13 protein-coding genes are annotated in these 13360 nt (G+C 60.3%); 4 read left to right on the top strand and 9 right to left on the bottom strand.

Annotated features, from left to right (window positions below; translation table 11 throughout):
- Positions 1-83 precede the first annotated feature (83 nt).
- The 4 genes from ACMDB8_RS10820 to ACMDB8_RS10805 form a co-directional block, all read right to left on the bottom strand.
- Positions 84-1733 (bottom strand): DUF5666 domain-containing protein, encoded by a 1650-nt coding sequence (locus ACMDB8_RS10820; RefSeq protein ID WP_409079311.1) that lies wholly within the window; start codon positions 1731-1733, stop codon positions 84-86.
- Entirely contained in the window at positions 1730-2572 is an 843-nt protein-coding gene (locus ACMDB8_RS10815; RefSeq protein WP_056723028.1) for a DUF6502 family protein, read from the bottom strand. Before ACMDB8_RS10815 ends, ACMDB8_RS10820 begins: the two co-directional genes overlap by 4 nt.
- Positions 2573-2770: 198 nt before the next feature.
- Positions 2771-3343, bottom strand: coding sequence for a hypothetical protein (locus ACMDB8_RS10810; protein WP_056723030.1), 573 nt, complete (start codon positions 3341-3343; stop codon positions 2771-2773).
- Between the two features lie 13 nt (positions 3344-3356).
- Entirely contained in the window at positions 3357-3488 is a 132-nt protein-coding gene (locus ACMDB8_RS10805) for a hypothetical protein (protein ID WP_263291783.1), read from the bottom strand.
- A gap of 181 nt (positions 3489-3669) precedes the next feature.
- Here ACMDB8_RS10805 and ACMDB8_RS10800 point away from each other — a divergent pair, with 181 nt between their 5' ends.
- Positions 3670-4476, top strand: a complete 807-nt coding sequence (locus ACMDB8_RS10800) for a glycosyltransferase family 2 protein (protein WP_223542279.1) — start codon at positions 3670-3672, stop codon at positions 4474-4476.
- Positions 4477-4551: 75 nt separating this feature from the next.
- On the opposite strand, the gene ACMDB8_RS10795 is transcribed toward ACMDB8_RS10800, so the two are convergent.
- The 3 genes from ACMDB8_RS10795 to mqo all read right to left on the bottom strand — a co-directional run bounded on the left by ACMDB8_RS10795 (position 4552) and on the right by mqo (position 8422).
- Positions 4552-5199, bottom strand: a complete 648-nt coding sequence (locus ACMDB8_RS10795; RefSeq protein ID WP_409079310.1) for a c-type cytochrome — start codon at positions 5197-5199, stop codon at positions 4552-4554.
- Between the two features lie 10 nt (positions 5200-5209).
- Positions 5210-6469 (bottom strand): molybdopterin-dependent oxidoreductase, encoded by a 1260-nt coding sequence (locus tag ACMDB8_RS10790; protein WP_223542278.1) that lies wholly within the window; start codon positions 6467-6469, stop codon positions 5210-5212.
- Between the two features lie 306 nt (positions 6470-6775).
- Positions 6776-8422, bottom strand: coding sequence for a malate dehydrogenase (quinone) (gene mqo / locus ACMDB8_RS10785; RefSeq protein ID WP_056723037.1), 1647 nt, complete (start codon positions 8420-8422; stop codon positions 6776-6778).
- Between the two features lie 393 nt (positions 8423-8815).
- On the opposite strand from mqo, the gene ilvD reads away from it, so the two are divergent.
- Positions 8816-10498 (top strand): dihydroxy-acid dehydratase, encoded by a 1683-nt coding sequence (gene ilvD, locus ACMDB8_RS10780; protein WP_056723040.1) that lies wholly within the window; start codon positions 8816-8818, stop codon positions 10496-10498.
- An 83-nt stretch (positions 10499-10581) separates the two neighbouring features.
- On the opposite strand, the gene ACMDB8_RS10775 is transcribed toward ilvD, so the two are convergent.
- Positions 10582-11232, bottom strand: a complete 651-nt coding sequence (locus ACMDB8_RS10775; protein ID WP_056723042.1) for a DUF2238 domain-containing protein — start codon at positions 11230-11232, stop codon at positions 10582-10584.
- A gap of 157 nt (positions 11233-11389) precedes the next feature.
- Between ACMDB8_RS10775 and ACMDB8_RS10770 the strand changes: the two genes are divergently transcribed.
- A complete protein-coding gene (locus ACMDB8_RS10770; protein WP_223515445.1) occupies positions 11390-11821 on the top strand; it encodes a nuclear transport factor 2 family protein in 432 nt (143 codons plus the stop codon).
- Positions 11822-11868: 47 nt separating this feature from the next.
- Here ACMDB8_RS10770 and ACMDB8_RS10765 read toward each other — a convergent pair whose 3' ends face one another.
- The gene (locus tag ACMDB8_RS10765; protein WP_056723046.1) at positions 11869-12684 is read right to left on the bottom strand and encodes an AraC family transcriptional regulator; all 816 of its coding nucleotides are present in this window, start codon (positions 12682-12684) and stop codon (positions 11869-11871) included.
- 133 nt (positions 12685-12817) lie between these two features.
- Between ACMDB8_RS10765 and ACMDB8_RS10760 the strand changes: the two genes are divergently transcribed.
- Positions 12818-13336, top strand: a complete 519-nt coding sequence (locus ACMDB8_RS10760) for a carboxymuconolactone decarboxylase family protein (RefSeq protein ID WP_056723048.1) — start codon at positions 12818-12820, stop codon at positions 13334-13336.
- Positions 13337-13360 lie beyond the last annotated feature (24 nt).

The raw sequence follows: 13360 nt of genomic DNA, 5'->3' as shown, positions 1-13360 counted from the left end.
TCATCGAAGTTCACACGCATGTTTTGTTGCGTGACTTACCCAGACTAGTTACTTATGACGAAAGTGCATCATGGCTGCGCTGCTTAACCCGACCTGCCGGAGTGATCGATTTTTTCAGCTGGCTCCACTTTCTCGACTTTTTCTGGCCGATCAACTTTTTCGATCTTCTCAACTTTTTCCGGCCGATCGACTTTCTCAACCTTCTCTGGCCGATCAACCTTCTCGACTTTCTCCGGACGTTCTACCTTCTCTACTTTCTCTACCCTCTCTACCCTCTCCACTTTCTCGACTTTACCGGATTGATCGACCTTCTCGACTCGCTCTGACTTGCCAGACTTGTCCACATCAACGCGCTCTATCTTGTCGCCACCGCCATGACTGTCACCGCCCCCGTGGCGGGTATCGTCGATGACACTGCCTGTACTCTCGGAGCGGCCGCTCCTGTCACTGCCCGAGTTCCCCGAACCCCGCGAACTGCCGGAATTGCCGGAATTGCCGGAACTGCCGGAATTGCCGGAGTCTCCTGAGCCACTTGAGCCACTTGAGCCGTTCGAGTTGCCCGAGCCACTTGAGTCGTCGGTGTCTTGCTCGCTGGAACCGAGTCGTCCGTGCCGGTTGCTGGCGGGCGAATCGGAGCGCTCGCGAGGCAATTCGATCCGCGTTGCCTGCACCTCCCGCGCGCCGGTGAACACGCCGTTGATCCGCACGCGTCGATCCAGACCCAGCTGCGAAGCCTGCACACCGACAAACACGGTGTCGTGCGCCAGCGTCACATTAAAGCCGCCCACCACCAGATGGCGGTCCTGCCGGCCCTGTACCAGCCCCTCGATCACCGCATTGTGTGCCCGGCCAATGAAAGGCAGGCTCGGATCGGGGCGGCTTTGGTTCACGTCCAGCTCGCGACCGGACCAGTGGCCGCGCACCAGCATTTCCTGCGCCGGGCCTGGGTGATTGCTGAGCTTGAGCCCCTGGAGATAGCCGCTGCGATCCACCGGGCCGATGGCACTGGCCTCCTTGAGGCCGGGCGCCCGATCGATGCGACTAGCCACCACTTCGCCACGAGCATCGCGCAGCCCGCTGACCCGTACGGGATCACCCGGGCGCAGACCGGCAGCGACCTGGGCACCCTTGGCCAGGCGTACCGGTTGCCCCATGACACGCATGGGCATGGAATCGCGCGGCAGCGCTGTCAAAGGACCTTCGTAGGCGTGCAGGATAGAAATGCGTCCGGCCTCCAGACCGCGCCGGGAGTTGAACGCTTGCACGGCAACCACTTGGCCTATCGCCAGGCGGGTACTGGAACTGGCGATACCGTTCTCGCTGACAGGAACGTTGTTGTTGAAGTGCACTTCCACGCCATTGACGCAGATCGAGGCGAACCCGGTGATGGTGCCGACAATGCCGGTGCCACCGACTCCTCCGTTATCGTCGCTGATGCCTGTCCCCCCCACGCCGCCTGCAACGGCCCCGGTGCCGCCAATGCCGCCAGGGCGTTTTTTCAACGGTGCGCCGGTACCACCGACTCCACCGTTGTCGGCGTCGATCCCGGTACCGCCCATGCCGCCAGGCGCTGCGCCCGTACCGCCGGTGCCCCCTGGTGCCTGGATGACCGGCACTTCGCTGGTGCCCGCGTCATTCTGGCTGACACAGGCTGGGGCGGCTTGCAGCACAATCGCAAACCCGAGGCCCAGAACGAGGGCGATTGCACGAATCAGGCGCAATTTGACGGTCATGATTCAGGAGCTTTTGGTGAATTGGGATCGGAAGCTTCAGTGTAGAAGTACAGGCCGACCGTGATGCGCTGGCGCGGCTCAAGGCTGGGCAGGTCCCGGAATTCCAGTTCGGCGGCGAGTCGGTTGAAGCTCAACAGGGCCTGCATTCCCTCGCTGGCCACGGCCTCGCGCAACGCCTCGACGCTCATCGGGGCCAATGCATCATAGTGGACACTGCGTTCAAAAAAGGCCGGGCCTTCGCTGCTCAGGTTGTGTACCGCAGCGCAGGCATGATCATGCAGATTATGCCCCAGGTAAGCCGCTTTCTCATCGAAGCCCTTTTGTGGCACGAAGGCCTGGGCTTCAAGGTGCACGCGCTCTTTTTCGTCGAGGCGCACGATCCCCAGGCGCAGCCACTCGTCCAACACCACCCGTGCCCTGATATCCGTGCTGACCTTCGCCACCAGGGCGTCAAAGGAACGGTCGCCACCGACACTGGCCAATCGAGGCAGTGGCTGTGGCTGGCCGGCGTCGTTGCAAAAGGGCGCGCTGGCCCAGGCGTTGACCAGTTGCGCACCGAACGTGATGTTTTCCGGAAGCGTGGAAGCAGCCGGATCGCCGGTATTGCGCAGGCGCCGTACATCCTTGCGATGCACACCGGTGAGCAGGCTGATGCGGCTGTCGCTCGGCGCCTTCTCGCCCAGGCGAAACTCACGGTCCGCCACTTCGACGAAAACCTCCTTGAGCAGGTCGGCAAACACCAGGTAGGTGACGCCTTTGCGCAGCATCAGGCGCACCAGCGGCTGCATGACATGCCGCAAGGCTTTGAGGAGCGAGGTGGGCAGCGTGGATGATTGCATTCAGCGAATTCCTGGGTAGATAACCCCAGTATAGCCGCGTGGGAAATAATCCCATGAATTTACAAAGCGCGGTGCCAACGCAATACCCGTTGCAATCCGGGAACATCTTGGGAGAAGCCTGAATTTCATGCGCGGGAATTATTCCCGCGCAATGAAGCTAGCCCGAGTTTACAGGGATGAAATACGCTCTGTCGGGCGCTACCCCGGTACCGAGGATTTTTGCGCACCGACACTGCCCGCCCTGCCGGCGACTGCCAGTGCCACACAACAAGCCAGTAACGAGAATGCGGCGAATGCGCCCATCACATGCAGGTAAGGCAACACGTGATTCCAGGCTCGAGCCACCCCCAGGAAAGCGGCGAACAGCCAACCGCTCATGGAAAGCGCCCCCAACAGGGCGAGTCGCGTGCGGCCTGCACTGCGCAGTGCGACGAAGGGAGCCTTTTGCAGCAGTGGGAAGCCGACTCGATGCAACAGTGCACCGTTGAGGCTCAACAGCGCGACGACCGTCACCTTGGCCCAGAGTTTCTGATTGAGCAGATACGCCTCGCCTTCATAGAGATAACCCTGAAGCACCAGCAACAGCCCGCTTGCCCATAGAGCCAGCAATGCGAGGCTGACAATTTTCTGGGTTTCATCGAGGTATTCAAGCCTCGCCTGGTCCAGTAATTCCTTGCGCCAACTCCAAAGCTTGTGATCCGCCTGCAACACCCTCCCCAGGGCAATACACGTAGCGAGCAGATGACCGTACACGAGAAGCATTTTGAGCATTGCCTTGACCTTATTATTGTTTTGGCGCGGCGTTCCCTGCTTCGCTGACTTGAAAACGAATGATACAAATTTGCAATTGCGCTTTCAAGACAAAAGCCAAATAACATTTGGCAGCACCAACCGCCATACGACTTTCGTCGAACATGAAGCCGGTCATTCCCGTGGCGGATAATCGCCCGCTACACCCGCAGCGGCGAGGTGCGCACGGGCTCGTTCGAGGCGTCAGGCAGCGATAGCCAGCGTCTGTGTCGTGCAGGTGAAATTAAGCTTGGGCTAAGGTTGTCTCGTTAGTCTTCGACACTTTCGGGTAGTCGAGCATTTCGAAGATGGGCAGTGTCGATACAAGCGCCAAACCTCCGTTCAGCATCGTTCTGGTTAATTACAAAACCCCCGAGCTCACCAGGATCTGCCTGGAGCTGTTGCAGGAGCCTGCACAAAAATCAGGTATTGCGGTCTGGGTGGTCGATAACGGTTCGGCGGACGCCAGCGTCGAGTATTTGCGCTCACTGGACTGGATCAACCTGATCGAGCGCGATGCCCCCGCCAAAGAACCGGGGCACATCGCCCATGGCAAAGCGCTGGACATGGCGCTGGCCAGAATCAATACCGACTACCTGTTCCTGATGCACACCGACACGTTCGTCTTCGATGCAAACGTCTTTGCGATGATGATGGACTACTGCACCAAGGATCAAAACGTCATCGCGGTCGGTTGCACCGAGCAACTCAACCGCGGACTGCCAAGGACCGTGTGGCGCTTCACTTCACGCCTGTTCAAGCACCACTACCGACGCCTGAAGCAATCGCTGGGCCTGCGCTCGAAAGACCCGAAGCCCTACCGGGAAACCCACTTGAAAAGCTTTTGCACGTTATGGAATGGCAGGCTGATCAAGCAGCGCGGTTTGCATTTTCAGATCGATGACCGTGTGCCCGGTTATGAGCTGCAAGACCGCGTGATAGGGCTTGGCTACAAAGTCGTGTTTCTTTCGCCCGGCAAAATATTCAAGTACCTGGACCACGTCCAGGCCGGCACCGTCGCCGCTGCTGGCGGCTATGGCCAGAATCACCGGCGGACCAAGATGTACCAGGACATTCTCAAGCGCTTCGGTACAACCAACTCCTCAATGCCTTGAACAAGCCCGCGCCTACAAAAAAGCCCACTGACCGTCGCCGGTTCAGTGGGCTTTTCGCATCAGGCTTAGACTGACTTACTGTTGCAGGATAAAGGTCGCCAGGCTTTTCAGGTCGTCCGGGCTCAACTGCGCGTAAGGCGGCATGGGGACATCTCCCCACTTCCCGCTACCGCCGTGCTGGATGCTCGACATAATCCGGTCCATTGCCTGCGGGTCCCTGGCATATTTGGCCGCCACATCGCGGTAGGCGGGGCCCAGCACTTTGTGATCGATCGCGTGGCAGGACAGGCAGGCGTTGTTCTGCAGCAAGGCCTTGGCGTCGACTTTTGCCACGGACACCGCCGGGGTTTGGGGCGCCGGGGCGTTCGAGGCCGCCAGAACATCGGCATCATTGGCCTTCGCACTGCCGTAGGTCACCGCCAGGTAAGCGCCAATAACACTCACATCCTGGTCGCTGATCGGAGCGCCATACACGTGCTGCATCTTGCCCGCTTCGGCGGTCCATTGCGCCAGGCTCAGGCCCGGCGGCTGGAAATTGATGTAATCGGCCGAATGGCAGACGGAACACTTCTGCTGCGCCAACGGGTAGCCAGGCATCGTGCTGGGCTTGAACGCAGCCGTTTCAGGCGGCAACGTGATGGACAGCGGTGCGGCGCCAGCCAGGGTCGTCAGGCAAACCTGAGCGGCGCACAGCAAGGCGGTCATGCATTTCACAAATTTCATGCGGTCCTCCTCAGGCGACGGTCACGTGGGTGGTTTCGATGACGTGGCGGCGGTAGCCCGCGGGGTTCCAGTCGGCTTGTAACGGCTGTGTCTCGCCAGCGCTGTTGCTCGCTCGCACCATCAACTGCGTGGCGCCCTTGCCGGTAAAGGTGATCGGCAGTGTCCACTCACGAAAGGAGAAACGACCAAGGTCTTGCCCGAGCGTGGATTCACGCCAGGTTTTTCCGCCGTCGATCGACACCTCCACCTTGTTGACCCCAACGCCCCCGTCGAACGCAATGCCCTTGAGCACCATGCTTTTATTCAGCGGCAATACATCGCCGTGTTTAACGCTGGTGATGAAACTGCGCACCGGCAATTTGGAAATCGGCAGGGTTTTCGCCGCCGTGGTGCCGGGGGCAATGCACAAGCATTCGTTATCCGGAAGCCGGTACCCCTTGGCCATGAAGAATCCGTCGTAGGTATGGTCGAGGACTTCGATCTCACTCAGGTGCTTGACCCAGTACGTACCGAAGTAGCCTGGCACCACCAGACGAATCGGGTAACCGTTGAGAAACGGCAGGTCGGTGCCATTCATCGACCAGGCGATCATCGGCTCGCCGTCCATGGCATGGCTGATGTCCAGCGCCTTGATAAACTCCGGCGTGCTCGGCAGCACAGGTTTATCGAGCCCACGGAAAGTCACTTGCCGGGCCTCGGCTTTTACCCCCGCCTTTTCCAGCACAGCCTTGAGCGGTACCCCCACCCACCGCGCATTACCCATGGAGCCATTACCCAACTGAGCACCGAACACGCGAGGCATCGAGAAGCCACGGCTGTTACCCGAACACTGATTGACGGCCACCACCTCTACCGGTGTGGCGAGGGCCTTGAGCTCGGCAAGGGAAAGCGACAGCGGCGTGTCGACCGAACCCTTGATCGTCAGGCGGTAGCTGTCCGGATCGATGCTGGTCGGGAAATTGGCCAGGTGGTAACGCACGAAAAAAGCGTCATTGGGCGTGATCGGCCCTTCATTGAAGACGGGGAATGGCGTCTCCAGATGCGGCGGCCGAGTGGTCACCAGGGTCAACGGACGTTTTTGCGGGTATTGCACCAGCGGCCGTGGGCCGGCGGCAAAGGTCACTTCCTCGGCGGATTCGCTGGCCGCTGCGGACTCGTCGGCTGCCCTGGCCAGGCTTGCCAACGGCGAGGCCGCCAAAGCCAGGGTGAAAGCATCGCGCAAGACCCGTCGGCGGGTCGGCTGGCTATTGTCTACAAAACTGAACTTCATTCTGCGCTCTCTATGATTGTTTTATTGAGATGCAACTGACAGTCCCTCGTCAGGGTGAAGAGGCATCGGCCTGAAGGTGCCAGTGCGGTTTCGCTTTACGGTTCGACTTCGGAAAACAAACCAGTATCGTCACGTGCAAGCGGGCTGCTTCACATTGAGCGTCAGGGACTTTGCAATTGATGACAGGGGGTGGCGAAACGTTCGGCATAGAGAGGTTTTGTTTGAAACGATGTCTTTGTTGTCGCCCACAAAAAAACCCACTGACCGTTACCGGTTCAGTGGGCTTTTTTTGATCCGGCAGTCTAATTAGAGAGCCATATCACTCGCAGCACTAGCCTTCGGAGCCTTCGCATCCGTATCGACAGTCACTGGTTTCACAGCCGGCGCGATCACCGCGGGTGGCGGAGTCAGTTCCAGCACCTTGGCGGTGTAGGCCCACTCCTCAGCGACTTTCTCAGGGCTGGCGTTCAGCTGGGTGCCGTAGCTCGGTACGATCTGGTGCAGTTTTGCCTGCCAGTCAGGGGTCGCGACCTTGTCCTTGAACACTTTCTGCAGCACGGTCAGCATGATCGGTGCGGCGGTCGATGCGCCTGGGGAGGCGCCCAGCAGGCCGGCGATGCTGCCGTCCTGGGAAGCGACGATCTCGGTGCCCAGTTTCAGCACGCCACCGGCGGCTTCGTCACGCTTGATGATCTGCACGCGCTGGCCGGCTTGCCACAGGCGCCAGTCTTCAGCCTTGGCGTTCGGGAAGTATTCCTTCAGGGCGTTGAGGCGGTCTTCGTCAGACAGCATCAGCTGGCCTGCCAGGTACTCCACCAGCGGGTATTCCTTGATGCCGACCTTGGTCATTGGCCACACGTTGTGGGTGGTCGTGGTGGTCAGCAGGTCCAGGTACGAACCTTCTTTGAGGAACTTGGTGCTGAAGGTCGCGAACGGGCCAAACAGGATCACGCGCTTGCCGTCCAGCACGCGGGTGTCCAGGTGCGGAACCGACATCGGCGGAGCGCCAACGGAAGCTTTGCCGTAGGCCTTGGCCAGGTGTTGCTCGGCGATGGTCGGGTTCTCGGTCACCAGGAACGAGCCGCCTACCGGGAAGCCAGCGTATTCCTTGGCTTCAGGAATGCCGGACTTCTGCAGCAGGTGCAGGGCACCGCCGCCGGCGCCGATGAACACGAACCTGGCGTCGGTTTCGGTCTTGCTGCCGTCTTTGAGGTTCTTGTAGCTGACGCGCCAGCTGCCGTCTTCGTTCCTGGTGATGTCCTGTACTTCGCTGGACAGCTTCAAGTCGAACTTCGGCGTGGTTTGCAGGTGTGCAACGAACTGGCGGGTGATTTCGCCGAAGTTTACGTCGGTACCCAGCGGGCTCCAGGTGGCCGCGATTTTCTGGCTCGGGTCACGCCCTTCCATCATCAGCGGTACCCACTGCTTGATCACAGCCGGGTCTTCGGAGTACTGCATGCCGGCGAACAGCGGGCTCGCTTGCAGGGCTTCGTAGCGTTTTTTCAGGAACTTGATGTTGTCATCGCCCCACACGAAGCTCATGTGCGGCGTGGAGTTGATGAACGAACGCGGGTTCTTCAGCACGCCTTGCTGAACCTGCCAGGCCCAGAACTGACGGGAGATCTGGAACGCTTCGTTGATTTCAACGGCCTTCGGGATCGAAACCTTGCCGTTCTCGTCTTCCGGGGTGTAGTTCAGCTCGGCCAGGGCGGAGTGACCGGTACCGGCGTTGTTCCAGCCGTTGGAGCTTTCCTGGGCGACGCCGTCGAGGCGCTCGATCATTTGCATCGAGGTGCCGGGTTCCAGCTCGTTGAGCCACACACCCAGGGTCGCGCTCATGATGCCGCCACCGATCAGCAGCACATCGACTTTCTTGGCTTCTTCCGCGTGGACGGCAGACATCCCCATCGACAAAGCCAGCCCCAGCAGGGCCGTGTTCACTTTTTTAAACATCTGTAGCACCTATGATAAAACGCCATCCGCCCTTCCATCCTCATGCGCACTGCCCCGTATTTCACGGCAGTCACGGGTGCGGCACTCAAGGATTGCAGGGTGGGCACACAAGGCCGATGAACCGCATCGACCCCACTTTAATGTCCCTTCTGAACTGACTTCTTATCTTTATTGGCTTCAGCTACTTGAGCGACAGTGATTCCGTCGGCACGTCTCAAGGACACGCAAACTGAACAGGTCAAACCAAGTTGTCGCCAAGAATATCACGACAAGGCTTACCCGCGCGTCTGTTCCCGACCGGTTAGTCCGGGCCCGGGCGCCCGGCCTTCTATACTCATCCTGTTTTTTCCCAACGCGTGTGTGAGCAACAGCCATCAGCGACAGGAGCCAGTCATGAGCGACAAAGACGATCTGCGCAAGTACTCCTCGCAAGTGATCGACGGCGTGGAGGCCGCACCGGCACGCGCCATGTTGCGGGCCGTGGGCTTTACCGATGCAGACTTCACCAAGCCGCAGATCGGCATCGCCTCGACCTGGGCCATGGTCACGCCCTGCAACATGCACATCGACAAGCTGGCGCTCGAAGCCGAAAAAGGCGCGAATGCCGCCGGGGCCAAGGGCGTGATCTTTAACACCATCACCATTTCCGATGGCATCGCCAACGGCACCGAAGGCATGAAGTATTCCCTGGTGTCCCGCGAGGTGATCGCCGACTCCATCGAAGTGGTCACCGGTTGCGAGGGTTTCGATGGCCTGGTGACCATCGGCGGCTGCGACAAGAACATGCCGGGCTGCCTGATCGGCATGGCGCGACTCAATCGCCCGTCGATCTTTGTCTATGGCGGCACCATCCAGCCGGGTGCCGGCCACACCGACATCATTTCCGTGTTCGAGGCCGTGGGCCAGCACGCGCGGGGCGACATCAGCGAGATCCAGGTCAAGCAGATCGAGGAAGTGGCGATTCCCGGCCCCGGTTCCTGTGGCGGCATGTACACCGCCAACACCATGGCCTCAGCCATTGAAGCCTTGGGCATGAGCCTGCCCGGTTCCAGCTCCCAGGACGCCATCGGCGGCGACAAGGCTTCGGACAGCTTCCGCGCCGGCCAGCAGGTGATGGAGCTGCTCAAGCTCGACCTCAAGCCTCGCGACATCATGACCCGCAAAGCCTTCGAGAACGCCATTCGCGTGGTGATCGCCCTCGCCGGCTCGACCAACGCCGTGCTGCATCTGCTGGCCATGGCCAACGCGGTGGATGTCGAACTGACCCTGGATGACTTCGTTGAGTTGGGCAAGGTTTCCCCGGTGGTCGCTGACCTGCGCCCCAGCGGTCAATACATGATGAGCGAACTGGTGGCCATCGGCGGCATTCAACCGCTGATGAAGCGCATGCTCGACGCTGGCATGCTGCACGGTGATGTGCTGACCGTCACCGGCCAGACCCTGGCGCAAAACCTGGCCAGCGTGCCCGACTACCCCGCCGGCCAGGACGTGATCCGCCCTTTCGACCAGCCGATCAAGAAGGACTCTCACCTGGTCATTCTGCGCGGCAACCTCTCGCCCACCGGCGCCGTGGCCAAGATCACCGGCAAGGAAGGCCTGCGTTTCGAAGGCACGGCCCGGGTCTATCACGGCGAGGAAGGTGCGCTGGCCGGCATTCTCAATGGCGAAGTGCAGCCCGGCGACGTCATCGTGATCCGCTACGAAGGGCCCAAGGGCGGCCCGGGCATGCGCGAAATGCTCTCGCCGACCTCCGCGGTCATGGGCAAGGGCCTCGGCAAGGAGGTGGCGCTGATCACCGACGGGCGTTTTTCCGGTGGTTCCCACGGTTTCGTGGTCGGGCATATCACGCCGGAAGCCTTTGAAGGCGGGCCGATTGCGCTGGTCGAGAATGGCGACAGGATCATCATCGATGCGCAAACCCGGCAGATCACGGTGGATGTCTCCGATGCCGTGCTGGCCGAGCGCAAGTCGCGTTGGGTGCGGCCGCCATCCAAGTACACGCGCGGGGTGTTGGCCAAGTATGCGAAGACGGTGTCCAGTGCTTCGGAGGGGGCTGTGACGGATAAGTACCTGTAAGGTTTGAGTCTGGCGCTGTTTGGTCTAATGCCATCGCGAGCAGGCGGCCTGTCAGGCAACCTCTACTTCAAAGCCTGAACCGATCACCTTGCAGTCGTCATTGCTTGCTTTTGCACCCTGTCGCGCAAGGACACCGGCAACAGGCTGACAAACGCCCCGGCAACCGCGATGGCCATGTCCTTTTGCGAATCCCACGGATCGTTTTGCGCGCCGACGAAGGCCTTCGCCGTGTCATTGCCCAGGAAGGCACCGCCAACCCACTCCACCAGTTCATACAAGGCGGATGTCGACAGCATGATGTTCAGGGTCACGAAAAACAGCCAGAACCCGCGCAGCGGCGTCAGTCGCCGCAGCACTTCGCGCACCGGATAAGCCAGCAGCAACCCGTAGCTCAGATGCACCAGGCGGTCGTAGTGATTGCGGTGTGTACCTGCCGCCCGGTCAAAACTGAAGCCCAACCACGCCGAAGACCAGTGATCGTAAGGCACCAGGGAATAGGTGTAATGGGCGCCCAATTCATGCACGCACAGAAACGCAAACACCAGCGTGATGGACATCGCCGACAAGCGGAACCGACGAGATACCGCCACCAAAGTCCCCACCAGCAACAGCACCAGCAGGTTTTCCAGCGCCCAGTCCACCCGACTGCGGGGAGAAAAACCCGACGCCACGACCACCAGCACAAACACCATGAGCAACGTCAGGTCGAACCGTATACGCGGATCAGGCTGCATGGCGCACTACCTCGAAGTCAGGGCATCGCCCTTTTAACTTCGAGGCAAGGGCACCAGGCAAGTTCGCTTTTTTCCTCTGCCCCATGATAAGTTGTACGATGACTGATGAATGCTCATCCAGTCATCGCGCTATCCCTACAACAACAAGGAAACACCCATGAAAAAAGCAAAAGTGCTGATCGGTTTTCTGTGCCTGTTCAGCGGCTACGTCGCCGCCACCCCGGCCGCCGCGGACAAGGATGTGGCCCAGGCGGTCGACCACCTGACCCAGGCCATGCTGCACAAAGACATCCCGGAACTGAACGCCTTGACCGCCGAGAACCTGACCTACGGGCATTCCAGCGGCAAGATCCAGGACAAGCAGGCCTTCATCGCCGACATCGAAACCGGCAAAAGCGCGTTCAAGACCCTTGAGATGCAGAACCAGACCATAACCGTCTCCGGCGATGTCGCGCTGGTTCGTCACCACTTCTCGGCGCAAGCGCTCAAAGGCACCGAAGTGGTGCCGACGGAAATCGAAAACTTCCAGATCTGGCAAAAGCAGGACGGTAAATGGCTGTTGGTGGGACGGCAGGCGTTCAAGTTCTGATGCCCGCGTAAAGAAGCCGCACCGCTCCCACAAGGTTTTCAGGTGAATCAACTACCTTTCCACTCCCTGGGACTGAGCCCGGTTTTACGCCGAAACGCCCGGGCCAGCGCCGAGGGGCTCTCATAACCAACTTCCTCGGCAATCAGCGCAATCGGCCGGCCCTCGCGCAGGCGTTTCTGGGCCAGGCTGATGCGCCAGCTCACCAGGTAATCCACCGGCGTCTGCCCGACGACCCGGCGAAAATGCTCGGCGAAACTGGCCCGCGACATGTTGGCGGCAACCGAGAGTTCGGCCACGCTCCAGGCCTTGGACGGGGTTTGATGCATCAGGCTCAGGGGCCGCGCCAGGCGCGCATCGGCGAGGCCGGCCAGCATGCCCGGTTGCTGGCCTGTGGTGCTCAGGATGTGCCGCAGCAACAGAATCACCAGCAGCTCGAACAGACGATCCATCACCGCTTCGCGCCCGCAAGTACCGTCGAACGCCTCGTTGAACAGCCATTCCAGGGTCCCGGCCAGGGTCGGGATTTCATCGAGCTTGAGCACCAGATAATCCGGCAGCGCCGCCGCCAGGGCATTGCCCGCACCGCCGTCGAAATCCAGGGTCGCGCACACCAGCTGCGTGCCGGACGACTCAGACGCAAACAGGCGATGTCGATAGGGCCGGGGGAAAAAGATCAGGCTCGGTTCGGTCAGTTGCAGGTCCGGCTGGTCGCCCATCTTGAGCAGTAACTCGCCCGCTTGAAGCAGGTGCAAATGACCGCTGGCCTGTTGTCCGTCGTAGGCGGCGGTGCCGCAGAACGTACCGCTATGAAAAGTGCCGGCATTGACGCCGAAGTGTGTGAGCAACGTAGACAAGCGATCCATGACAGGCTCCCGGAAGCAGTTCTGGACGATCTGTCGCATATCCTCGACGATTCGCACCCAAAACACCAGGCACTCTCCCTAACATCAGCTCCGTAGCCAGCGCATACCGCGCTTCACACCACGGAGTATCACCATGACCCGCATTACCCCGATCAGCCTGGAACACGCCACCGACGCCACCCGCCCGCTGCTGGAAGGCGTGCAGAAGAAAATCGGTTTTCTGCCCAATCTCTTCAAAGTACTGGCCCATGCCCCAGCGGTGCTAGCCTCGTATCTGCAAAACTCAGCCGCACTGAGCAAGACATCCCTGAGCGCCACGGAAAAGGAAGCGGTGTTCCTTGCCACCTCGCAGGTCAACGGTTGCGACTACTGCCTGGCGGCTCACACGCTGTTCGCCGGCAAGGCCGGGCTGTCGAAGCAGGACATCCTCAGCGCACGACACGGCGAGCTCAACGCCATTGCCGCCCTCGCCCGCCAGATCACCGAAAGCCGTGGTCACCTGACCGTCGAGCAGCTCGCCGCTGCCCGTAGCGCCGGTATCGACGACAGCAAGATCATCGAAGTGATCGCCCATGTGGCTTCGCAGACATTGACCAACTACCTGAACAATGCTGTGCTGACCGACATCGACTTCCCGGCCATCGACGCCTGAATGAATCGTTGACTCAGGCAAAAG

It is taken from the genome of Pseudomonas monachiensis (assembly GCF_047345015.1).
GTDB classification, from domain to species: domain Bacteria; phylum Pseudomonadota; class Gammaproteobacteria; order Pseudomonadales; family Pseudomonadaceae; genus Aquipseudomonas; species Aquipseudomonas monachiensis.
The sequence above is the reverse complement of the archived record's forward strand: the minus strand, read 5'-3'. Positions and strand labels throughout refer to the sequence as shown.